Origin of the sequence: Caballeronia sp. LZ019, from assembly GCF_031450825.1 — a bacterium.
Taxonomy (GTDB): domain Bacteria; phylum Pseudomonadota; class Gammaproteobacteria; order Burkholderiales; family Burkholderiaceae; genus Caballeronia.
This window is the reverse complement of sequence record NZ_JARTVZ010000005.1, coordinates 2,915,139-2,937,535: the sequence shown is the minus strand read 5'-3', so window position 1 is coordinate 2,937,535 and position 22,397 is coordinate 2,915,139. Positions and strand designations below refer to the sequence as shown.

Sequence of the window (22,397 nt, the reverse complement as noted above, 5' to 3'; positions counted from 1 at the left end):
CCGTCGCGCGAGCCGCGAGGCCGCTGCCGACTAAGCGCACGCAGCGTCAGCCGCAGCCGCAGCAAGAAGCAAAAGCCGCCTTCGGGCGGCTTTTGCGTTTAGTCGCCGCAGATCGTCATGCAAGCGCCTAAAGTTTGTCCGGCGGCAGCCGCTAAACATCGGCAGCATGCGCCCTTGCATCGCGGACAAACGCCCGCAAATGCCCGTTGCGCAAGGGCGAAGACGAGAGTGAAGGTGCGACCACCGGTCATATGACGAATGGTTCTGTGCTATGCTACCCAGATTAGCTGTCGCTTTTTAGGTCCTTCCAAGCAGACTTGATTCGCGCAATCCGCTAAACGGTCAGGCCGTGTCGCGGAAGGTTTCGTAACCCGCACTTCCTCGAGAAACTCGAAGAAAGGTGAGCGTAAAATGATGAAGCAATTCCAGTCGAACTCTTATTTGTTCGGCGGTAATGCTCCGTACGTCGAAGAGTTGTACGAGGCATATCTCGATAATCCCGCGTCAGTGCCCGAGACCTGGCGAGCCTATTTCGATGCGTTGCAAAACGTACCCGCATCGGACGGCACCAACCACAACGACGTGGCCCACGGCCCCATCGTCGAATCTTTCGCCCAGCGCGCGAAGTCCAATGGCTTCCTCCCGCGCGAAGGTGCAACGGAAGATCTCGCCACCGCGCGCAAGCAAGTCTACGTTCAGTCCCTGATCGGCGCATATCGCTTCCTCGGCTCGCAATGGGCCAATCTCGATCCGCTCAAGCGCCGCGAGCGTCCGCATATCCCCGAACTCGAGCCTGCGTTCTACGACTTCACCGAAGCCGACATGGACCAGACGTTCAGCGCCACGAACCTGTACTTCGGTTTCGAGCGCGCGACGCTGCGCGAGATCGTCAAGGCATTGCGCGACACGTACTGCGGCACGATCGGCGCCGAGTACATGTACATCAGCGATCCCGAGCAGAAGCGCTGGTGGAAGGAGCGCCTCGAGTCCATCCGCTCGACGCCGAACTTCTCGAACGAGAAGAAAAAGCACATCCTGAATCGCCTGACGGCCGCCGAAGGCCTCGAGCGTTTCCTGCACACCAAGTACGTCGGCCAGAAGCGCTTCTCGCTGGAAGGCGGCGAGAGCTTCATCGCGTCGATGGACGAAGTCGTCCGTCACGCGGGCAAGAACGGCGTGCAGGAAATCGTCATCGGCATGGCGCACCGCGGCCGTCTGAACGTGCTGGTCAACACGCTCGGCAAGATGCCGGCGGACCTCTTCGCCGAATTCGAAGGCAAGCACGTCGATGACCTCCCGGCCGGCGACGTGAAGTACCACAAGGGCTTCTCGTCGGACGTCTCGACCGAAGGCGGCCCGGTTCACCTGTCGCTCGCGTTCAATCCGTCGCACCTCGAAATCGTGAACCCGGTGGTCGAAGGGTCGGCGAAGGCGCGCATGGATCGTCGTGGCGACGAAGAAGGCCTGCAAGTGCTGCCGGTGCAGATTCACGGCGACGCGGCTTTCGCGGGCCAGGGCGTCGTGATGGAAACGCTGAACCTCGCGCAGACGCGCGGCTACGGCACGCACGGCACGCTGCATATCGTCATCAACAACCAGATCGGCTTCACCACGTCGGACCCGCGCGATTCGCGCTCGACGCTGTACTGCTCGGACGTCGTCAAGATGATCGAGGCGCCGGTGCTGCACGTGAACGGCGACGATCCCGAAGCCGTCGTGCTCGCCACGCAGCTCGCGATCGACTTCCGGATGAAGTTCCACAAGGACGTGGTGGTGGACATCATCTGCTTCCGCAAGCTCGGCCACAACGAGCAGGACACGCCGGCCGTCACGCAGCCGCTGATGTACAAGACCATCGCGAAGCATCCGGGCACGCGCGCCGTCTACGCTGAAAAGCTCGTGCAGCAAGGCGTGATCACCGCCGAAGACGCCGACAACTTCGTGAAGGCGTACCGTCAGGCGATGGACGAAGGCCATCACACCATCGATCCCGTGCTCTCGAATTACAAGAGCAAGTACGCGGTCGACTGGGTGCCGTTCCTGAACCGCAAGTGGACCGACGCCGCCGATACGGCCGTCCCGCTCGCCGAACTGAAGCGCCTTGCCGAGCGTGTCACGACGATTCCCGAGAACTTCAAGCTGCATCCGCTCGTGGAGCGCGTGATCAACGATCGCCGCGCGATGGGCCGTGGCGAAGCGAAGCTCGACTGGGGCATGGGCGAGCATCTCGCGTTCGCGTCGCTGGTCGCATCGGGTTATGCGGTGCGCCTGACCGGCCAGGATTCGGGCCGCGGCACGTTCACGCATCGCCACGCCGTTCTGCACGATCAGAACCGCGAGCGCTGGAACGACGGCACCTACATTCCGCTGCAGAACATCGCGGACGGTCAGGCCAAGTTCACCGTGATCGACTCCGTGCTGTCGGAAGAAGCGGTGCTCGGCTTCGAGTACGGCTATTCGACCGCCGAGCCGAACACGTTCGTCGCGTGGGAAGCGCAGTTCGGCGACTTCGTGAACGGTGCGCAGGTCGTGATCGACCAGTTCATCTCGTCGGGCGAAGTGAAGTGGGGCCGCGTCTCGGGTCTCACGATGATGCTGCCGCACGGTTACGAAGGCCAGGGTCCGGAGCACTCGTCGGCGCGCATCGAGCGCTTCCTGCAACTGTGCGCGGATCACAACATGCAAGTGGTCCAGCCGACGACGCCCGCGCAGATTTTCCACCTGCTGCGCCGCCAGATGATCCGCCTGTTCCGCAAGCCGCTGATCATCGCCACGCCGAAGTCGCTGCTGCGTCACAAGGAAGCCGTGTCCGATCTGTCGGAACTGGCGAAGGGCTCGTTCCAGCCGGTCATCGGCGAAGTGGACGAAACCATCGAGGCGAAGAAGGTCAAGCGCGTGATCTGCTGCTCGGGCCGCGTGTATTACGACATCGTCGCGCATCGCCGCGAAGCGAAGGCGAACGACGTCGCCATCGTGCGTATCGAGCAGTTGTATCCGTTCGCGCACAAGCAGTTCGACGCGGAACTCAAGAAGTTCGAGAACGCGACCGAAGTGGTCTGGGTGCAGGACGAGCCGCAGAATCAGGGCGCATGGTTCTACATCGAGCACCATCTGCGTGAAGGCATGAAGGAAGGGATGAAGCTCGCCTACAGCGGCCGCCCCGCTTCGGCCTCGCCGGCAGTCGGCTACTACGCGAAGCACTACGAGCAGCAGAAGGCGCTGATCGAAGGCGCGTTCGGCCGCCTGAAGGGTGCGCAGACCATCGCGAAGTAATCTGCCTGACCGGGACCGGCGCGCGAAGCGTGCGCCGGTCCCGATGCTCGTACACACAGACACGCATTAGGACAATACAGAAATGGCTATCGTAGAAGTCAAGGTTCCCCAGCTTTCCGAGTCGGTCTCGGAAGCGACCATGCTGCAATGGAAGAAGAAGCCGGGCGAGGCTGTCGCCCAGGACGAAATCCTGATCGAAATCGAAACCGACAAGGTCGTCCTCGAAGTGCCCGCGCCGTCCGCCGGCGTGCTCGCGCAAGTCATCAAGCATGACGGCGATATCGTCACCGCCGACGAAATCATCGCGAAGATCGATACCGAAGCAACGGCGGGCGCAGCGCCCGCCGCCGTCGCCGCTGCCGGCGACGCCGAAGTGAAGCCCGCGCCGCAAGCGGAACCGGCGGTTGCATCGTCGTCGGCGAACGCGCAGGCGACCGCCACCGCCACGGGCGGCTCGGTCACGGGTGGCGCAACGTCGCCGGCCGCGACGAAGATCCTCGCAGAGAAGGGCGTGTCCGCCGACCAGGTGTCCGGCACGGGCCGCGACGGCCGCATCACCAAGGGCGATGCGCTCGCCGCTTCGGCATCGGCGTCCGCGCCTGCGAAGGCTGCTGCTCCGGCCGCTGCACCGGCGAAGGCTGCGAAGCCGTCGCTGCCGCAAGTGAACGCGCCGGCATCGGCCGATCAATGGCTGAAGGATCGCCCGGAGCAGCGCGTGCCGATGTCGCGTCTGCGTGCGCGTATCGCCGAGCGCCTGCTCGAATCGCAGCAGACCAACGCCATCCTGACGACGTTCAACGAAGTCAACATGGCGCCGGTCATGGACCTGCGCAACAAGTACAAGGACCGCTTCGAGAAGGAACACGGCGTCAAGCTCGGCTTCATGTCGTTCTTCGTGAAGGCCGCCGTGCACGCGCTGAAGAAGTTCCCGCTCGTGAATGCGTCGATCGACGGCAACGACATCGTCTATCACGGTTACTTCGATATCGGTATCGCGGTCGGTTCGCCGCGCGGTCTCGTGGTGCCGATCCTGCGCAATGCGGATCAGATGAGCCTCGCCGACATCGAAAAGAAGATCGCCGAATTCGGCCAGAAGGCCAAGGACGGCAAGCTGTCCATCGATGAAATGACGGGCGGCACGTTCTCCATCTCGAACGGCGGCGTGTTCGGCTCGATGCTGTCGACGCCGATCATCAACCCGCCGCAGTCCGCGATTCTCGGCGTGCACGCGACGAAGGAACGTCCGGTCGTCGAGAACGGCCAGATCGTCATCCGTCCGATGAACTACCTCGCGCTGTCGTACGACCACCGCATCATCGACGGCCGCGAAGCCGTGCTGTCGCTGGTCGCGATGAAGGACGCGCTGGAAGATCCGGCGCGCCTGCTGCTCGATCTGTAAGAAGCATCGTTGCCCCGGCGCGCGCGATAGGCTCGCGCGCGCCGCGTCACGCGTCTCCGCAGAAGCGGAGTCACCTCAAGGAAAGTCATGTCCAAAGAATTTGATGTCGTCGTGATCGGCGCGGGCCCTGGCGGCTATATCGCGGCGATTCGCGCAGCGCAGCTCGGCAAGACGGTTGCGTGTATCGAGAAGTGGAAGAACCCGGCCGGCGCGCTCAAGCTCGGCGGCACGTGCCTCAACGTCGGCTGCATTCCGTCGAAGGCGCTGCTCGCGTCGTCGGAAGAATTCGAGAATGCGTCGAAGCACCTGGCCGATCACGGCATCACCGTGTCGGACGTGAAGCTCGACGTATCGAAGATGCTCGCGCGCAAGGACGGCATCGTCGAGAAGATGACGAAGGGCATCGAGTTCCTGTTCCGCAAGAACAAGATCACGTGGCTCAAGGGTCACGGCAAGTTCACCGGCAAGACGGACGCCGGCGTGCAGATCGAAGTGTCCGGCGAAGGCGAGACGGAAGTCGTCACGGCGAAGAACGTGATCATCGCGACGGGTTCGAAGGCGCGTCATCTGCCGAACATTCCGGTCGACAACAAGCTGATCGCCGACAACGAAGGCGCGCTGTCGTTCGACTCCGTGCCGAAGAAGCTCGCCGTCATCGGCGCAGGCGTGATCGGCCTGGAGCTCGGCTCGGTGTGGCGTCGTCTCGGCGCGGACGTGACGGTGCTCGAAGCGCTGCCGCAATTTCTCGGCGCAGCGGACGAATCGCTTGCGAAGGAAGCCGCGAAGCAGTTCAAGAAGCAGGGCCTCGACATTCACCTCGGCGTGAAGATCGGCGAAGTCAAGACGACGGGCGAAGGCGTGTCGATCGCCTACACGGACAACGCCGGCAATGCTCAGACGCTGGAAGCGGATCGTCTGATCGTGTCGATCGGCCGCGTGCCGAACACGGACAATCTGGGTCTTGAAGCCATCGGCCTGAAGGCGAACGAGCGCGGTTTCATCGACGTGGACGACCATTGCGCGACGAGCGTGCCGGGCGTGTACGCGATCGGCGACGTCGTGCGCGGCCCGATGCTCGCGCACAAGGCGGAAGACGAAGGCGTGGCGGTGGCGGAAATCATCGACGGGCAAAAGCCGCATATCGACTACAACTGCGTGCCGTGGGTCATTTACACGGAACCGGAAATCGCGTGGGTCGGCAAGACGGAACAGCAGCTCAAGGCCGAAGGCCGCGAGATCAAGACCGGCCAGTTCCCGATGATGGCCAACGGCCGCGCATTGGGCATCGGCCGTGCGGAAGGCTTCGTCAAGATGATCGCCGACGCGAAGACCGACGAGATTCTCGGCGTGCACGTGATTGCTGCGGACGCGTCCGACCTGATTGCGGAAGCGGTCGTGGCGATGGAGTTCAAGGCGGCGTCGGAAGACATCGGCCGGATCTGCCATCCGCATCCGTCGCTGTCCGAAGTGATGCGTGAAGCGGCGCTGGCGGTGGACAAGCGCGCGCTGAACATGTAACGCTCGGCTTCGGGCATCGAGGCATCGCAACGAAGGCGAGCGGATCAACCGCTCGCCTTCGTCATTTTCAAACGGCAGAAGATGAACGTCACCGAATACTACGAAAACGAACTGCGGACGCGGGGTTATCAATCGGATGCGGCGCAGCTCGCGGCGGTCGCGCGGCTGCAGCGCTGCTACGAGGAATGGGTGGCGTACAAGGCGCGCCGCTCGAACGCGCTGAAGAAGTTCCTCGTGCGTCCCGATCTGCCGCGCGGCGTCTACATGTGGGGCGGCGTGGGGCGCGGCAAGAGCTTTCTGATGGACAGCTTCTATGCGGTCGTGCCGGTGCAGCGCAAGACGCGCCTGCATTTTCACGAATTCATGCGGGAAGTGCATCGCGAGCTGGAAGAACTGAAAGGCCAGTCCGATCCGCTCGACGAACTCGCGCGGCGCATTTCGAAGCGGTATCGGCTGATCTGCTTCGACGAGTTTCACGTTTCCGATATCGCCGACGCGATGATTCTTTATCGCCTGCTCGATCGCCTCTTCACGAATGGCGTGCAGTTCGTGATGACGTCCAACTACGAGCCGGACACGCTGTATCCCGAAGGGCTGCATCGCGACCGCCTGCTGCCGGCGATCGAACTCATCAAGAACAATCTGGACGTGCTGAACGTGGATGCCGGCACCGACTATCGCAAGCGCACGCTCTCGCAGGTGAAGGCGTATCACTGGCCGGTCGGCGCGGCGGCGGACAAGGCGCTGCGCGCGGACTACGCGAAGCTCGCGGCCGTGCCGGACGAAAGCCCGATCCTGCATATCGAGAAGCGCGAGATCAAGGCGTTGCGTAAAGCCGATGGCGTCGTCTGGTTCGACTTCGCGACGCTGTGCGGCGGGCCGCGCTCGCAGAACGACTACCTGGAACTGGCGAGCCGTTTTCATGCGGTCATCCTCTCGGACGTGCCGCAGATGTCCCCGCGCATGGCGTCCGAAGCGCGCCGCTTCACGTGGCTCATCGACGTGTTTTACGACCACAAGGTGAAGCTGCTGATGTCGGCGGCCGTGCCGGCCGAGCAGCTCTATGTGGAAGGCCCGATGGCCAACGAGTTCGCGCGCACGGTGTCGCGCATCGTCGAGATGCAGTCGCAGGAATACCTCGAGGCGCCGCGCCGCACAGTGAACGTATCGCTTACTTAGGCTAATACGAGAAATCAAAATTAGGCCGTTAGGCAAACGGCACAAGGCTCGCGCCGGGTTTTCAAGATTCGGATGCCTCTGATTTGCCAGCCGGAAGGCACTCGGTATCGTTCTAGCCAGTTATTGGTCAGCTAATTGGAGAGAACACCGTGAAGCCCTACCGCGACATGTCCGACGAAGAATGGCAGATGGTTGCTCCTCTGCTCCCCGAACTGCGCCCGCGTTCGGAATTGCGCGGCCGGCCGCTCGCCAACACGCGCGCCGTGCTGAACGGCGTGCTGTGGGTCATGTACAGCGGCGCGTCGTGGTCCACGCTGCCGCGCAAGTATCCGTCCTATCAGACGTGCCATCGCCGCTTCAAGGCATGGCATGAGTCGGGCGTGCTGCTGCGCGTGATGACGCAGCTGTTCGGCCCGGCGGGCGAATCGCTCTATGCGCTCATGACCTCGCGCATGCGCGTGCCGGCGGAGATGCCTGTCGCGACGGCGGAAACCATCGGCGTCGTGCAGCAGATTGCCGTCCCGCGCGTGCAGCATGTCGAGGCGCCCGTGCGTCAGGCAGCCTGAACACGGTTCGAAAGACGGCACGCGCTTGCGCGTAGCCCGAAAGACAAAAGCCGGCAAGACGCGAAGTCTTCGCCGGCTTTGTCGCTTATAAGCGCGTCGCGCGCATCATTGCTGCCGCAGCCACGTCTGCGAGCGTCCGAGCAGCGAAACGCCGATATAGCCGCGCACCACCAGCTTCTGTCCGCCGCTCTCGAGCGTCATCCTGCACTTGTAGAGCTTGCCGTTTTCCGGATCGAGGATGTGTCCGCCGGTCCACGCGTCGCCGTCGCGCTTCATGCCGGTGATGATGGTCATGCCCTTGATGAGCTGGTCCTTGCGCTCGTCCGTGCAGGCCGTGCAGCGGCGCTCCGGATGATCGAACTCGCCGATACCGCGCACGACCTTGCCTTCCAGTTGTCCGTTGCCGTCGTCGACGATCTGAATGATGGCTCGGGGCTTGCCCGACGCGTCATCGATGGTTTGCCACGTGCCGACCGGCGTCGCCGCTTGCGCGAACGCGGCCGATGCCGTCAGCGCTAAGAGCGCGCTCATCACCACGCGCGCGCCGAGGCGGCCAATGTAATGCGTCATGTCGTCTCCTTGTTCTTGTGATGGCGCGTCGATGCCGAGGGCTTTCAGCCGCTCAGACGTTGCCCTTCAAGCCGGCCTGAAGCGTTTCGAAAGTCTGCAGGGCGGTGCGGTCGAAATGCAGCGGCGTCACCGAGACGCGCTTCGACGCCACGACCGCCGTTTCGCTGTCGGGGGCATTCTCGCGCGGTCCGCGCTGAAAGCGCAGCCAGAAATAATCGATGCCGCGCGGATCGACTTCCGGCGCCACGTCGATGCCTTCCACGAGCCCGACACCTTGCCGCGTGACGGTCAGCGGACCGGCGGCGGAGGCATCGCAATCGGGGAAGTTGACGTTGAGACAAGTGGGCGCGTCGTGCGAGATGGCAAGCAGCCGGCGGATCGCGCCGGGCGCGAGTTCACGCGCGGTGTCCCAGCGCACGTTCTCGCGATCGCTGAACGTCTGACTGAGCGCGATGGACGGCAGGCCGAGCAGCAGGCCCGTCATCGCTGCGCCGACGGTGCCGGAGAACATCGTCTCCACGCCCAGGTTCGCGCCGCGATTGATGCCCGAGAGCACGAGCGTCGGCGGCGCGTCTCTCATCAGATGGCGCGCGGCCATCACGACGCAGTCGCCGGGTGTGCCTTGCACGCCGAAGCGCCGCTCGCCCTGGCGCGAGATGCGCAGCGGCGAATGCAGGCTGATGGAATGCGACGTGCCGCTTTGATCGTGCTCGGGTGCGATCACCCAGACTTCGTGCGCGAGCTCGGCGGCGACGGCTTCGAGCACGGCGAGGCCGGGCGCGTCGATGCCGTCGTCATTGGTCAGCAGCACACGTTGAACGATGGGTTCAATAGCGGACATCGCGAATCGCTCCTTCGGTCGGTGGTGAAAGTATCGACCGATTATTACAGAGTTCGCGATGAAAAGCGGGCCGCTTATTTGACGCCGAGACCGCGCAGCACGGCGTTGCCGTCTTCGGTGAGGCGCACTTTCGGGCCGCTCGCGTCCGGCGACACGATCTCGACATAGCCGTATTCCTGCAGCGACGCGACGTCGGGCGTCGCTGCCATGGCGTCGATCGGCGCGTGCAGCAGCAGGAGCAGCGTCGCGATCTCGTGGTGGCTGAGCAGCCGCTTGATGACTCGCCTGGGAGCGAGGTTGGCGCGGAGGTTCATGAGCGAACTCCTTGTGTTTGCATGACGATGCGCGCCGCTTGTCCGTGCGGCCGCGTTGATGTCGATGATGAGGTCGGGCAAGCGTATCGACGCATTCTTAGGCGAGACTTAAATCCTGCGCCGCGAGCGTGAAGCAGGCGTTACAGCGTGTGTCAGCAACTCAGTAGGCGCTTCAGAAGCGATAGTCGGGATTGGCGGGATCGAAGGTCAGATCGTCGAACGACCTGGGGACGATGTGTTCGAACATGACGCTTTCGAAGAGATTGCCGGCGTCGTCGAATGACTCGACGGTGCGAAAGAGCGGCTGGTTCAGGTCGAGGCCGAGCACTTCGCGTTTTGCGTAGAAGCCCGGCTGTGCATCGGGCGCGGCGTAGGTAAGGGCGACCACGCGTACGCCGTGGACCGTTTTCACTTCGATGTCCGCCGGCTGCGTGATGCCGGCTGCGGCGAACTTGCGGCCTTCGTCGATGAATCGTTGCGTGACGGCGTCGATACCGAGTTCGCGGATCGAGTGATTCGATTGCGCGCGGGCGAGTGGTCCGTTGATGGACGCCCACATCGGCAGGACGTCGAGCATGCCGCCCAGATGACCGTAAAGTTCGCCGGGCCGTCTGGATGCGTCGTAGATCACTTCCTGACCGGCGTGCGCGCCGTCGGGGAGCCACTTGGCGTAGATGCGTAGCGGGTCGTGCGTGACGCGCACGAGCATGTGATCGGCGCGCCGGGGCCATCGCCCGTTGATGCGTTCGCGCCGCAGCATGGTGAATTCGCACGATGCGTATCGCGCGAGTCCTTGTTGCAGGTAGAGGGGGAGCGTATGCGGATCGAGCGAGCGGAAGAGGGCGACGAGTTGATGATCGTCGAGCGCGGCGAGCGTGCCGCTGGCGGCGGCGTGGGCGAGCCAGCGCACTTGCTGGCCGGTGGTTAGCGCGCCGACGCTGTCGGGACTGGTTACTTGCGCGTGGGCGTGCAGGCCAATGCAGAGGCAAGCGAACGCAACAACGCGACGAAGCCAGCGGCAAGAACGGCGGGGCGTTGGCGGCATGGCGAATCCTCGATGTCGGCGCGGCGTGGGCTGGCATCGAGCGAGAGCGATGCCAAATGCATCGTTAACGATGGAGTTGGTGAACTTCTTCCGCGGATGCTTCGCGAGGTACGGTGCGACCGTTGGTGTCAACCAGCTAACGGGCTGGGAGGACGCAAGTTGTCAGCGGGCGTGGAAGGTGACCGATGTTCTACGGAGCAATTACGCCAGTTCGTGCCTTGTGCGGTCCGAAAAAAAGCTGCTTTGTCACCCCCGTTCCCGGGACGGGCGCGCCAACAAACCGGCACGAATACAAGCCTCTCCGCAGGATGACCGTTACCGCTCCAGAACCGCAACAACCCCTTGCCCGCCGGCGGCACAGATCGAGATGAGCCCTCGCAAGGGCTGACCATCGCTATGCTCAGGCGCATGAGCAAGCAGCTTGGCAAGCGTCCCCACGATCCGTCCGCCGGTAGCAGCAAACGGATGCCCGACCGCCAGCGATCCGCCACAAACATTCATCCGTGCGGGATCTACACCCCCGAGCGGCGCGGAAAGCCCGAGCGCATCCCTGCAATACTCCTCGTCCTGCCAGGCAGCAAGCGTACAAAGCACCTGCGCGGCAAACGCCTCGTGGATCTCGTAAAAATCAAAGTCCTGAAGCGAGAGGCCGGCGCGCGCGAGCATCGAAGGCACCGCGTAGACAGGCGCCATCAACAAGCCTTCGCGCTTGTCGAAGTAATCAACCGCCGCAGTAGCGGAGAACGTGAGAAAAGCGAGCACCGGCAGCCCTCGCCGCGCCGCCCATTCCTCGGAAGCAAGCAGAACGACAGAAGCCCCGTCGGTAAGCGGAGTCGAATTGCCGGCGGTGAGCGTCCCGGCATCGCGATCGAATACGGGCTTCAGCTGCGCGAGCTGGTCGAGCGAAACATCGGGACGGACATTGTTGTCCCGCGTGAGCCCATGAAACGGCGTCATCAGATCGTTGAAGAAGCCGCGCGAATAGGCCGCCGCGAGCTTGAGATGGCTCTCTTGCGCAAGCGCGTCCTGCGCCTCGCGCGAAATCTTCCAGCGTTTGGCCATGAGCTCGCAATGCTCGCCCATCGAAAGCCCGGTGCGCGGCTCGGCGTTGTGCGGCAGCGCGGGCCGAAAGAACATGCCGGGCCGCAGCTTGGCCAACGCACCGGCACGCTGACGCGTCGAACGGCTGCGATTCGCCTCGAGCAGAATCTTGCGCATCCGCTCGTTCACGCCGATGGGCGCGTCCGACGCCGAATCGACACCCCCCGCGATGCCGGCATCGATCTGCCCGAGCGCGATCTTGTTGGCGACGAGAATCACCGCTTCGAGCCCGGTGCCGCACGCCTGCTGCACATCGTAGGCGGGCGTTTCTCTCGCGAGCGTCGTCGCGAGCGCGGCTTCACGCGTGAGATTGAAGTCGCGCGAATGCTTGATGACCGCGCCCGCCGCCACTTCGCCGAGGCGCACGCCGTGCAGATCGTAGCGGTTGACGAGCCCTTGCAGCGTGAAGCTCAGCATGTCCAGATTCGACGCCGTGGCATAAGCGGTGTTCGATCGCGCGAACGGAATGCGATTGCTGCCGATGATCGCGACGCGCCGCACTTCGTTCATGGCAGCTCCCATTCGAAGCGACCTCGCAGATGCGGACGCTCGCCCGCGAGATCGCGCACTTCGAAATCGCGCGCGTCGGGCGAGGGCGCGGCGGTCCACAGGCTCGCATCGCCGGGAAGGTAGAGCGGCAGCTTGAAGTCGCCGTGCGCGTGACCCGCTGCGAGCGCCTTCGACGGAGACAGCGCCGCGAGCGTGCGGGCGAGCGTCCACATGCCGTGGGCGATGGCGCGCGGAAAACCGAACGCCTTTGCGCTGAGCGCGTGCAGGTGGATCGGATTGAAGTCGCCCGATGCCTTCGCGTAATCGCGTCCGAGCTGCGCGGGCAACTGCCAGCGCGCCTCGCGAGCGAGCAATACGGCGGGCGGTTCGGCGGCGCGAGGCAGCGGCGCGACGCCATGGCTCTTGCCGCCACGTCTCAGATAGACGCTGTCGCCATCCCAGACCGCTTCGCCGCGTCGATAAATCTGCGTGTGCAGCGTGAAAGCATGGCCTTTCTCGTGCGGCACGACCGGCCCGCATTCCACTTCGATCCGCACGCGCTGCCCGGCGGCGAGCGGCCTGCGCAGCCGGACGCTGTTCGAGAGATGCACCATGCCGAGCGCGGGCCACGGAAACGACGGATCGGTGAGCATCATCAGATGCAGCGGAAACGCGAGCACATGCGGAAACGTGAGCGGCAGGCCATGTTCGGGAATGAAGCCGCACACGCGCGCATAGCGCCCGATGTGTTCGGCGTCGAGCCGCACGTCCGGCCGCACGAGCCGCAGCGCGGGCAGCTCCGGAGCACGACCGCGCCGGAATAGGCCGGGCAGGGCGCGCCCATACAGCCTGGCGGGCGGCGGCAGCGTGTCGATGACGACGGTGCGCGCGCGCTGCATCGGCGATGCCGGCAGGGGCGTCTGCATCGCTAGGCTCCGACGAGGCTTTGGCCGCACACGCGCACGACGTTGCCGGTGATGTTCGCGCACCCCGGACTCGCGAGCCACGCGACGGTTTCGGCGACATCGACGGGCAGGCCGCCTTGTCCCATCGAGTTGAGGCGTCGTCCGGCTTCGCGCGTCGCGAACGGCATGCGCGCGGTCATCTGCGTTTCGATGAAGCCCGGCGCGACCGCGTTGATCGTGATGCCGCGCTCGCGCAAAAGCGGCGCCATGCTCTGCACGCGCCCGATCACGCCGGCCTTGGATGTCGCGTAGTTCGTCTGTCCGCGATTGCCCGCGATGCCGCTGATCGACGACACCGCCACGATGCGGCCTCCCGCGCCCAGCACGCCTTGCCCGAGCAGTGCATCGTCGATGCGTTCCTGGGCGATCAGATTGATGTCGAGCACGCTGTCCCACATGTCGCCTGTCATCCGCGCGATGGTCTTGTCGCGCGTGATGCCCGCGTTATGCACGACGATATCCACGCCGCCTGATGCGAGAAGCGCCGCTGCGATTTCGGCGGGCGCATCGGCGGCGGCGATATCCGCGATCAGCGCGGCATGCGCGCCGTCCGACGGCGACATGTCCTCGATGGAGAGCATGGTCTGGTCGAGCGCGTCGCGGGCGGCGTCGATGTCGATTCCGGTGACGATGGCGCCTTGCGTCGCCAGCACCGTCGCGATGGACGCGCCGATGCCGCGCGCCGCACCCGTCACGACGGCGCGCTTGCCGGCAAGCGGCTGCGTCCAGTTCCCGGGGACGGGGGCGGCGGGTCCGTCGATGTGCACGACCTGGGCCGATACATAGGCCGAGCGCGGCGAGAGAAAGAAGCGCAGCGCGCCTTCGATATCGGCGTTGCCGGTCACGTACAGCAAATTGGACGTGACGCCGTTGCGCGCTTCCTTGCCGAGCGAGCGCGTCATGCCTTCCAGCGCGCGCTGGGCGGTCGCAATGCGCGGGTCCGCACAGGACGATGGTGATCGCCCGAGCACGACGATCCGTCCGCTTCTCGCAAGCGAGCGCAGTCCGTCGTGAAAGAACGCGTACATCGACCGGAGTTCGCTGCTTCCGGTGATGCCGGTTGCGTCGAAGAGGAGCGCATCGACGCGGTGAGCGGCGGCATCGGCGGTATCGGCGGCGTGCGGCTCGAATCGGCCGGTCATCGCGCCGTGGGCGCGCGCAAGCGTGAGCCATCCCGGCGCGGTGTCATGGGCGATGCCGGTCATGCCGATCGCCCTGAGCACCCCGATGATCTGATCCAGCAGTTGAGGCGACGGCCCGGCTCCGATGGCCGCCATGCCGCCGAACTCGGCAACGCCCGGGCGATGACGCCGCAGCACCTCCGGCTTCGGCAGCCCGAGCGCGCGGGCGAGGCTCATGCCGAAGGGCGAATTGACGAAGTCGAGATAGCGGTCTTTCATCGATTCATATGGGCGGCGGTCAGTCGGGCGCGATGCTTGCCGAAACCGTCGCTGCGGTTATGCCATGAATCGAGGATACCGAAGTTTCGGGGAGGGCGTCGACCGCGACTCCTGGCTTGCGAGAAATCGCGAGCGCGGCACTCCGCATCCGGCGTATTAGCGGGCCGCTCCGATTTCCCGCGCCGACCGCGTCATATCGATTCCCCTTCGCTCGCGGCTAAAGAAAATCAACGCGGCAATGACGACAGCGACCGTCCCCGCGACGATCGCCATCGCCAGGCCATAATTGTTTCCGTGCGCTGTCGCAATACTCGCCTGCATCGTCGCGTTAATGGCGGCGAGCAGATTGCCGAGTTGATAGACGAGCCCCGGAAACGTCGCGCGTATCTCGTCCGGCGATATTTCGTTGAGGTGAACGGGAATCACGCCCCACGCGCCTTGCACGGAAATCTGCATGAGAAACGCGCCGATTGCGAGCGCCACCGGTCCGGCGGAAAACGCCCACAGATAAAGCACCGGCAATGCGATCAACGCCGCGATGAAAATTGCCACGCGCCGTCCGATTCGCTCCGACATCGCCCCGAAAAACAGCCCGCCGACGATCGCACCGATATTCAGCACGATGGTGATGATGGAAACCGTGTGCGGATCGAAATGATGCTGTTCGCGCAAGAACGTCGGATACAAGTCCTGTGTGCCGTGCGAGAAGAAATTGAATGCGGTCATCAGAACGATTGCGTAAAGCGAAAGCGTCCAGTTTTGCCTGAGCATCGCGATCAGACCGGGCCGCTCGCGCTTTTCCATTGCGCGCCATGCGGGCGATTCCGGCACATGCGCGCGCACATAAAGCACGAGCAGCGCGGGCGCGACGCCGACAAAGAACATTCCCCGCCAGCCGACATACTGATACAGCACACCGAACACGATCGACGCGAGCAGATAACCGCTCGGATAACCCGCCTGCAGCAGCCCGGAAACGAAGCCTCGCGCTTTCGGCGGCACGGTTTCCATCGTCAGTGCGGAGCCGACGCCCCATTCGCCGCCCATTGCGATGCCGAAAAGCGCCCGAAGAACCAGAAGCGTCGTCAGATTGGGCGACAGCCCCGAAAGCAGTTCCAGCAGCGAATAAATCGCGATGTTGATCATCAGTGTCGGACGGCGGCCGAATCCATCCGCAAGCCGGCCGAAAATCAGCGCGCCGATGGGCCGCATCGCGAGCGTCAGCGTGATGGCAAAAGCGACTTCTGGAATCTTCGTGTTGAACTCGGCGGCAATGTCTTTCAACACGAAGACCATCAGGAAGAAATCGAATGCATCCAGCGTCCAGCCAAGATAAGCCGCAATCGTTACGTTTCTTTGTTCTCGCGTCCAACTCATCGCTCGCGCCTCCCGTTCCGTTCCGATCAAATCAATCTGCGTTGAGACGCGGCAGGCATTATGCGCCGCGCCGTATCGACGCGCGCGACAAAAGTATGGCGAGCCGCGCGAGCAGAACGAGTGTACGCCGGCGATTAACGGTGTGCTGACATCGAAAGTGGAAGCGAGTGTTAATCCGGAGCCAATATGAATAACCGGATTCGGGATTAATTCAATTGCCTTTTATCGAATAAGAACTTCGAACGAACGTGAAAGGGCGTTGAATCTGATTGGAAATAAAAAGGCGCGGCGGGAAAGACGCATCGCAAAAACAAAAGCCCCACGTTTGAAGCGTGGGGCTGCTTGCGGCGCTGTTGCGCGTTCGCGTGTTTCGCGAGAGGGACCTTGGTGCCCAGGAGAGGACTCGAACCTCCACGGTGTTGCCACCGCTAGGACCTGAACCTAGTGCGTCTACCAATTCCGCCACCTGGGCCAAGGGATACAGCGAGCCCGCTATTTTAGCGGGAAGCCGGGCCGTGTCAACTGCAAACTTCACGACCGGCAGGAGCCAAAAACGCGGTCTCCGCATAAAAAGAAAACGCCACCCGAAGGTGGCGTTTTCCGACATCTGGTGCCCAAGAGAGGACTCGAACCTCCACGGTGTTGCCACCGCTAGGACCTGAACCTAGTGCGTCTACCAATTCCGCCACCTGGGCAAGGGTGCGTGTTGCTGCCGTCTTGTGTTCAGCAGCAAAGAACGCCATTGTAGCGTGTGCCAGAGGCTTGTCAAGCGTTTCTTTCGATCATTCTTCTGGACCGACGTTTGCACGTGGTCTGCCACCCGGCCGCCTGCCAGCGCATTGGCGGCAGGGGAAGATCACGGCAAGACCATGTATGGCGCGGTGTTAGAATCGTTTCGACGATTGCCGCTCGACTCGCGGCAAAACACGGCGAAACTCCCGTTCAACGAGAAGAACATTATCAAGCCCTTGAGCAAATATCCGTATCCGATTCCCAGCCGCGAAGAGATCCTCGGTGTGCTGCGCACGAGCGAGACTCCGCATGCCGCGAACGACATCGCAGAGGCGCTGTCGATCAAGCGCCAGGAGCGCGAAGGCTTCTTCAAGCGACTGGCGGCCATGGAACGCGACGGGCAAATCCGCCTCGACAAGCGCGGCCATTACCAGCTCACTCATCCATCGAATTTCGTCGCGGGCCGCGTGCAGGGCCATCGCGATGGTTTCGGCTTCCTGATCCGCGACGACGGCCAGGACGACCTGTTCCTGCCCAACGGCGAGATGCAGAAGGTCATGCACAACGATCGCGTGCTCGCGCGCATCGTCGGCTACGACCGGCGCGGACGGCCCGAAGGTCATATCGTCGAGGTCACGGAGCGCGCGAACAAGCGCATCATCGGCCGGCTCATCAACGAGAACGGCGCGCTGATTCTCGTGCCGGAAGACAAGCGCATCGGCCACGACATCCTCATCACGCAGAACCCAAGGAAAGCGAAGGTCGGCCAGGTGGTGTCCGTCGACCTGACGGACTTCCCGAGCCGGCATTCGCAGCCGCTCGGACGCGTGGCCGAAGTGATCGGCGATATCGACGATCCCGGCATGGAAATCGAAATCGCCGTGCGCAAGTACGGTGTGCCGCATCAGTTCAGCGAAGCCGCGCTCAGCGCAGCCGCGAAGCTGCCCGACGAAGTGCGTCCGGTGGATATCAAGCATCGCGTCAACTTGCGCGATGTGCCGCTCGTCACGATCGATGGCGAAGACGCCCGCGATTTCGACGACGCCGTGTATTGCGAGCCGATGACCGTCGGCCGCGGCACGGGGTTCCGTCTGCTGGTGGCGATCGCGGACGTCTCGCACTATGTGCAGCCGGGCGAGCCGCTCGATGTCGACGCGCTGGATCGCAGCACATCGGTGTACTTCCCGCGCCGCGTGATCCCGATGCTGCCGGAGAAGCTCTCGAACGGCCTTTGCTCGCTGAATCCGGATGTCAACCGCTGCGTGCTCGTGTGCGATATGGTCATCACGGCGCGCGGCGAGATCAAGGCGTATCAGTTCTATCCCGGCGTGATGCATTCGGCGGCGCGGCTCACGTACACGGAAGTCGCGGCGATCCTCGCGAACACGAAGGGCCCCGAAGCCGCGCGACGCGCCGAGCGCGTGCCGGACCTGCAGAATCTGCACGGCGTCTTCAAGGCGCTGCATGCTGCGCGGCAAAAGCGCGGCGCGATCGATTTCGATACGACCGAGACCTATATCGTCGTCAATTCGCAAGGCAAGATCGAGCAGATCGTGCCGCGTCATCGCAACGACGCGCATCGGCTGATCGAGGAATGCATGCTGGCCGCGAACGTCTGCGCGGCGGATTTTCTGAAGCGCAACAAGCATCCGGGGCTGTATCGCGTGCATGCGGGGCCGACCGAGGAAAAGCTCGAGAATTTGCGCCAGTTCCTGCGCGGCGTCGGCCTCACGCTCACCGGCGGCGACAAGCCGCATGCGAGCGATTACGCCGCGCTGATCGCGCAAATCCGCGACCGGCCCGATGCGCAGATGCTTCAGTCGATGGTCCTGCGCTCGATGCAGCAGGCGGTCTACAGTCCGGACAACATCGGCCACTTCGGGCTTGCTTACGAGGCCTATGCGCACTTCACGAGCCCCATTCGCCGCTATCCCGACTTGCTCACGCATCGCGCGATCTACGCGATCCTGCAGGGCAAGAAGTACGTGCCGAACATCGGACACGACGTTTCGCTGAGCACCGGCCTCACGAAGGCGGCGCGCGAGATGCAACTGGCCGACGACAGCGCGCGCGGCCGCTCGCGCAACAACGTCGCGGTGTGGGAGGAGCTGGGGCTGCATTGCTCGTCGAACGAGCGCCGCGCCGACGAAGCCTCGCGCGATGTCGAAGCCTGGCTCAAGTGCTACTTCATGCGCGACAAGCTGGGCGAGGAATACGGCGGCATGGTGAACGGCGTGACGTCGTTCGGCATCTTCGTGCAGCTCGATTCGCTGTTCATCGAAGGGCTCGTGCATGTGACGGAACTCGGCTCCGACTACTTCCAGTACGACGAGATCAAGAACGAGTTGCGCGGCGAGCGCACCGGCATCCGCTATCGGATGACGGATCGCGTGCGCGTGCAGGTCGGCCGCGTCGATCTCGATGCGCGCAAGATCGACTTCCGCCTGGTGCGCGATACGCCGGTGAAGCCGTCGCCGAGAGCGGCGTCGTCGGCGGAGGCTGGTGCGGCGGGCGGCAACGGCTCGTCGGGTCCGCGCATCCGTCAATTGAGCGATGACGACACGCCGGGCACGCGTCAGCGCGGCGGCTCGAAGAAGGGCGCGACGGCGACGGCGCGCGGCGGCGGCGCGGCGAAGAAACGCGGCGCGGCGTCGAAAGCGCCGGCGCAGGCGAGGCCGGCTCGCAAGAAGCGCGGATAATCGCTGACGGGCGCGGCCGTTCGCGGTCGTTTGGCCCACTACATTACGCGCGGTCCGATGCGTTTTCGCGTCGGACCGCGTCGTGCTTTTCATGGTTTCCAGCTCAGGTTCAGATCAGTCATGTCACGTCTCAAGGTTCTATACGGTTTTCACGCGGTGACGGCGCGTTTGCGCGCGGATGCATCGTCGATCGAGGAGGTGCTGTACGACCCCACGCGCAAGGATCGGCGCATGCAGGACTTCCTGCGGACCGCGAAGGAAGCGGGCGTGCGGCTGATCGCCGCCGATGAATCGCGCCTGTGGGGCCTCGCGGGCAACATTCAGCATCAGGGCGTGGTCGCGCGCGCGAACGACCTGCCGCTTGCGCAGAATCTGGCCGAACTGCTCGATGGCATTTCGGGTACGCCATTGCTGCTGGTGCTCGACGGCGTCACCGATCCGCACAACCTCGGCGCGTGCCTGCGTGTCGCGGATGCGGCGGGCGCGCATGCGGTGATCGCGCCGCGCGACCGTTCGGCGGGCCTGAACGCGACGGCCGCGAAAGTGGCGAGCGGCGCGGCGGAAAGCGTGCCGTACATCACGGTGACGAATCTGGCGCGCGCGCTGCGCGAACTGAAGGATGCGGGCGTCTGGGTGATCGGCACGGCGGGCGAAGCGACGGCGAGCCTCTATGAGACGAAGCTGGATGGCCCGGTGGCGATCGTCGTCGGCGCGGAAGGCGAGGGCATGCGCCGCCTCACGCGCGAAACGTGCGACGAGATCATGAATATTCCGATGGCCGGGGCGGTGGAAAGCCTGAACGTGTCGGTGGCGAGCGGGATTTGCTTGTTCGAGGCAGTGCGGCAGCGGGGAGTGAAGAAGTAACGTGCACGTCCCGCTTCGCCTGTCGGCGTTCGCGCTTGCCTGCGCCTTCGCCCTGACCCTCACCGCCTGCACCTCCACCATGCAAAACCGCGGCACCTACATCGCCGACACGCAGTACCACGCGAAGAACGCCGACTCGCGCGTGCGCTTTCTCGTGATGCATTACACGGAGATCGACGAAGCGCGCTCGCTCGCCGTCCTGACCGGCGACGAAGTCAGCGTCCATTACGTCGTGCCCGACGCCCCGCGCATCCGCGACGGCGAGCCGGTCGTCTATCAGCTCGTGCCGGAAGATCAGCGCGCATGGCACGCCGGCCAGAGCTACTGGCAGGGCGCGACCGAACTCAACGCATCGTCGATCGGCATCGAGAACGTGAACCTCGGTCCCGTCGATACCCCTTCGGGCCGCGGCTGGCAGCCCTATCCGCCGGCGCAGATCGACGCCCTCGTGAAGCTCTCGCGCGATATCGTCGAGCGATACCGCATTCCGCCGACGCGCGTCGTCGGCCACAGCGACATCGCACCGCAGCGCAAGATCGACCCCGGTCCGCTGTTCCCGTGGCGCACGCTCTACGATGCGGGCATCGGCGCATGGCCCGATGAATCGACGGTCGCCGCGCATCTCGCCGGCCGCGATCCGAAAGCGCCCGCCGACGTGCGCGCGCTGCAGGAGAAGCTCAGGCGCTACGGCTACGATATCGCCGCCGACGGCGAATTCGACGAACGCACGCGCCGCGTCTTCAGCGCGTTCCAGATGCATTTCCGCCCGTCCGACTACGCCGGCGATGCGGACGCCCAAAGCGACGCCATCGCACAGGCATTGCTCGACAAATACTTCTCACGATAAAGAACATGGGCGATTACTTTCTGCCGATACGCGCGCTGCACATGGCCTGCGCGGGCATCAGCATCGCGGGCTTCGTGCTGCGCTGGATCTGGATGCTGATGGATTCGAGGCTCCTCGCCGCACGCACGACCAAGATCATTCCGCATATCGTCGATACGCTCTTGCTCGTGAGCGCCATCGCGCTCGTCGCGATCATCGGCTTCGGGCCGAACGCCGCGTGGCTGTCCGCGAAGATCGCCGGGCTGCTCGTGTACATCGTGCTCGGCACGCTCGCGCTGAAGCATGGCCGCACGAAGGGCGCACGCGCGGTGTTCGGGGTGCTGGCGATCATCGTGTTCGCGTTCATCGCATCCGTGGCGCGCACGCACGATCCCGCAGGCTTCCTGCATCGCATCGCCTGAAGTCGCGCAAAAACGCATGGCCGCCGTGCGCGCTCCGATAAAATCGGGCTTTTCTCTCACGCGCAGCACCACTTCATGACTCAGGACGAACTCAAGCAACTGGTCGGCCAGGCCGCCGCCGACTATGTGAACGCGCATGTTCCGGAAGGCTCGATCATCGGCGTCGGCACCGGATCGACGGCCAACTGCTTCATCGACGCGCTCGCCGCATCGAAGTCGCGTTACCGCGGCGCGGTATCGAGCTCGCTTGCCACGACCGCGCGGCTGGAATCGCACGGCTTCCACGTGTTCGACCTGAACGAGATCGAATCGCTGCCGGTCTATGTCGACGGCGCCGACGAGATCGACGCAAGCGGCGCGATGATCAAAGGCGGCGGCGGCGCGCTCACGCGCGAGAAGATCGTGGCCTCGGTGTCGGACGTGTTCCTCTGCATCGCCGATGCAAGCAAGCGCGTCGACGTGATGGGTACGTTTGCGCTGCCCGTCGAAGTCGTGCCGATGGCGCGCACCGCGATCGGCCGCAAGCTCGCGGCGCTCGGCGGCGTGCCGATCGTGCGCGTGACGAAGGACGGCATGCCCTACATCACCGACAACGGCAATGAGATCATCGACGTGAAAGGCCTGGCGATCACCGATCCGCGCGCGCTCGAAGCGCAGATCAACGCATGGCCGGGCGTGGTGACGGTCGGTCTCTTCGCGGCGCGCGGCGCGAACCTGTGCCTGCTCGGCACGGAGCAGGGGGTCGAGCGCATCGACTACTGAAGCGGCGCATGAAACGCAAATGGCCGGGCGACTCGCGTTGCCCGGCCATTTTTAT

General features: G+C 64.1%; 18 protein-coding genes and 2 tRNA genes. 10 read left to right on the top strand and 10 right to left on the bottom strand.

Features of this window, described 5'->3' with window-relative positions:
* The first annotated feature begins 411 nt into the window (after positions 1-411).
* The 5 genes from P9255_RS27225 to P9255_RS27205 all read left to right on the top strand — a co-directional run bounded on the left by P9255_RS27225 (position 412) and on the right by P9255_RS27205 (position 7,935).
* Positions 412-3,273, top strand: a complete 2,862-nt coding sequence (locus P9255_RS27225) for a 2-oxoglutarate dehydrogenase E1 component (protein WP_309790741.1) — start codon at positions 412-414, stop codon at positions 3,271-3,273.
* An 82-nt stretch (positions 3,274-3,355) separates the two neighbouring features.
* The gene (gene odhB / locus P9255_RS27220) at positions 3,356-4,672 is read left to right on the top strand and encodes a 2-oxoglutarate dehydrogenase complex dihydrolipoyllysine-residue succinyltransferase (protein WP_309764668.1); all 1,317 of its coding nucleotides are present in this window, start codon (positions 3,356-3,358) and stop codon (positions 4,670-4,672) included.
* An 87-nt stretch (positions 4,673-4,759) separates the two neighbouring features.
* On the top strand, positions 4,760-6,190 hold the full coding sequence (gene lpdA / locus P9255_RS27215) for a dihydrolipoyl dehydrogenase (RefSeq protein WP_309790740.1): 1,431 nt from the start codon (positions 4,760-4,762) through the stop codon (positions 6,188-6,190).
* An 81-nt stretch (positions 6,191-6,271) separates the two neighbouring features.
* Positions 6,272-7,369 (top strand): cell division protein ZapE, encoded by a 1,098-nt coding sequence (gene zapE, locus P9255_RS27210; protein ID WP_309790739.1) that lies wholly within the window; start codon positions 6,272-6,274, stop codon positions 7,367-7,369.
* A gap of 149 nt (positions 7,370-7,518) precedes the next feature.
* Entirely contained in the window at positions 7,519-7,935 is a 417-nt protein-coding gene (locus P9255_RS27205; RefSeq protein WP_309764671.1) for a transposase, read from the top strand.
* A 105-nt stretch (positions 7,936-8,040) separates the two neighbouring features.
* On the opposite strand, the gene P9255_RS27200 is transcribed toward P9255_RS27205, so the two are convergent.
* From P9255_RS27200 to P9255_RS27155, 10 genes are all read right to left on the bottom strand, one after another.
* Positions 8,041-8,466 (bottom strand): DUF2147 domain-containing protein, encoded by a 426-nt coding sequence (locus P9255_RS27200; protein ID WP_404980459.1) that lies wholly within the window; start codon positions 8,464-8,466, stop codon positions 8,041-8,043.
* A gap of 91 nt (positions 8,467-8,557) precedes the next feature.
* Positions 8,558-9,346 carry a 5'/3'-nucleotidase SurE gene (gene surE / locus P9255_RS27195; protein ID WP_309790737.1) on the bottom strand — a complete coding sequence of 263 codons (789 nt, stop codon included), beginning with the start codon at positions 9,344-9,346 and terminating at the stop codon, positions 8,558-8,560.
* 74 nt (positions 9,347-9,420) lie between these two features.
* Entirely contained in the window at positions 9,421-9,660 is a 240-nt protein-coding gene (locus tag P9255_RS27190) for a hypothetical protein (protein WP_309765444.1), read from the bottom strand.
* A 172-nt stretch (positions 9,661-9,832) separates the two neighbouring features.
* Entirely contained in the window at positions 9,833-10,705 is an 873-nt protein-coding gene (locus P9255_RS27185) for a DUF1571 domain-containing protein (RefSeq protein ID WP_309790736.1), read from the bottom strand.
* 315 nt (positions 10,706-11,020) lie between these two features.
* A complete protein-coding gene (locus tag P9255_RS27180) occupies positions 11,021-12,316 on the bottom strand; it encodes an acetyl-CoA C-acetyltransferase (RefSeq protein ID WP_309790735.1) in 1,296 nt (431 codons plus the stop codon).
* A complete protein-coding gene (locus P9255_RS27175) occupies positions 12,313-13,221 on the bottom strand; it encodes a MaoC/PaaZ C-terminal domain-containing protein (RefSeq protein ID WP_309790734.1) in 909 nt (302 codons plus the stop codon). Before P9255_RS27175 ends, P9255_RS27180 begins: the two co-directional genes overlap by 4 nt.
* Before the next feature lie 2 nt (positions 13,222-13,223).
* Complete coding sequence (locus P9255_RS27170; RefSeq protein WP_309790733.1) at positions 13,224-14,660, bottom strand: 3-oxoacyl-ACP reductase; 1,437 nt, start codon at positions 14,658-14,660, stop codon at positions 13,224-13,226.
* 156 nt (positions 14,661-14,816) lie between these two features.
* Positions 14,817-16,037 (bottom strand): MFS transporter, encoded by a 1,221-nt coding sequence (locus P9255_RS27165; protein WP_309790732.1) that lies wholly within the window; start codon positions 16,035-16,037, stop codon positions 14,817-14,819.
* A 385-nt stretch (positions 16,038-16,422) separates the two neighbouring features.
* A tRNA-Leu gene (locus tag P9255_RS27160) sits at positions 16,423-16,509 on the bottom strand.
* A gap of 136 nt (positions 16,510-16,645) precedes the next feature.
* A tRNA-Leu gene (locus P9255_RS27155) sits at positions 16,646-16,732 on the bottom strand.
* A 273-nt stretch (positions 16,733-17,005) separates the two neighbouring features.
* On the opposite strand from P9255_RS27155, the gene rnr reads away from it, so the two are divergent.
* The 5 genes from rnr (at position 17,006) to rpiA (ending at position 22,342) form a co-directional block, all read left to right on the top strand.
* On the top strand, positions 17,006-19,468 hold the full coding sequence (gene rnr / locus P9255_RS27150; RefSeq protein WP_309790731.1) for a ribonuclease R: 2,463 nt from the start codon (positions 17,006-17,008) through the stop codon (positions 19,466-19,468).
* Between the two features lie 120 nt (positions 19,469-19,588).
* Complete coding sequence (rlmB, locus tag P9255_RS27145) at positions 19,589-20,332, top strand: 23S rRNA (guanosine(2251)-2'-O)-methyltransferase RlmB (RefSeq protein ID WP_309764680.1); 744 nt, start codon at positions 19,589-19,591, stop codon at positions 20,330-20,332.
* A gap of 1 nt (position 20,333) precedes the next feature.
* Positions 20,334-21,179: an N-acetylmuramoyl-L-alanine amidase gene (locus P9255_RS27140; RefSeq protein WP_404980431.1), complete on the top strand. Its 846-nt coding sequence runs from the start codon at positions 20,334-20,336 to the stop codon at positions 21,177-21,179.
* A 5-nt stretch (positions 21,180-21,184) separates the two neighbouring features.
* Positions 21,185-21,580 (top strand): SirB2 family protein, encoded by a 396-nt coding sequence (locus P9255_RS27135; RefSeq protein WP_309790730.1) that lies wholly within the window; start codon positions 21,185-21,187, stop codon positions 21,578-21,580.
* A gap of 75 nt (positions 21,581-21,655) precedes the next feature.
* Positions 21,656-22,342, top strand: coding sequence for a ribose-5-phosphate isomerase RpiA (rpiA, locus tag P9255_RS27130; protein ID WP_309790729.1), 687 nt, complete (start codon positions 21,656-21,658; stop codon positions 22,340-22,342).
* Positions 22,343-22,397 lie beyond the last annotated feature (55 nt).

What these genes read in the sequence shown, in the direction of transcription:
- P9255_RS27165 (WP_309790732.1), bottom strand. Translation starts at nt 16,037, where the DNA reads ATGAGTTGGACGCGAGAACAAAGAAACGTAACGATTGCGGCTTATCTT.
- P9255_RS27225 (WP_309790741.1), top strand. Translation starts at nt 412, where the DNA reads ATGATGAAGCAATTCCAGTCGAACTCTTATTTGTTCGGCGGTAATGCT.
- P9255_RS27180 (WP_309790735.1), bottom strand. Translation starts at nt 12,316, where the DNA reads ATGAACGAAGTGCGGCGCGTCGCGATCATCGGCAGCAATCGCATTCCG.
- odhB (WP_309764668.1), top strand. Translation starts at nt 3,356, where the DNA reads ATGGCTATCGTAGAAGTCAAGGTTCCCCAGCTTTCCGAGTCGGTCTCG.
- surE (WP_309790737.1), bottom strand. Translation starts at nt 9,346, where the DNA reads ATGTCCGCTATTGAACCCATCGTTCAACGTGTGCTGCTGACCAATGAC.
- zapE (WP_309790739.1), top strand. Translation starts at nt 6,272, where the DNA reads ATGAACGTCACCGAATACTACGAAAACGAACTGCGGACGCGGGGTTAT.
- P9255_RS27135 (WP_309790730.1), top strand. Translation starts at nt 21,185, where the DNA reads ATGGGCGATTACTTTCTGCCGATACGCGCGCTGCACATGGCCTGCGCG.
- rlmB (WP_309764680.1), top strand. Translation starts at nt 19,589, where the DNA reads ATGTCACGTCTCAAGGTTCTATACGGTTTTCACGCGGTGACGGCGCGT.
- P9255_RS27175 (WP_309790734.1), bottom strand. Translation starts at nt 13,221, where the DNA reads ATGCAGACGCCCCTGCCGGCATCGCCGATGCAGCGCGCGCGCACCGTC.
- lpdA (WP_309790740.1), top strand. Translation starts at nt 4,760, where the DNA reads ATGTCCAAAGAATTTGATGTCGTCGTGATCGGCGCGGGCCCTGGCGGC.
- P9255_RS27190 (WP_309765444.1), bottom strand. Translation starts at nt 9,660, where the DNA reads ATGAACCTCCGCGCCAACCTCGCTCCCAGGCGAGTCATCAAGCGGCTG.
- P9255_RS27185 (WP_309790736.1), bottom strand. Translation starts at nt 10,705, where the DNA reads ATGCCGCCAACGCCCCGCCGTTCTTGCCGCTGGCTTCGTCGCGTTGTT.
- rpiA (WP_309790729.1), top strand. Translation starts at nt 21,656, where the DNA reads ATGACTCAGGACGAACTCAAGCAACTGGTCGGCCAGGCCGCCGCCGAC.
- P9255_RS27170 (WP_309790733.1), bottom strand. Translation starts at nt 14,660, where the DNA reads ATGAAAGACCGCTATCTCGACTTCGTCAATTCGCCCTTCGGCATGAGC.
- P9255_RS27200 (WP_404980459.1), bottom strand. Translation starts at nt 8,466, where the DNA reads ATGAGCGCGCTCTTAGCGCTGACGGCATCGGCCGCGTTCGCGCAAGCG.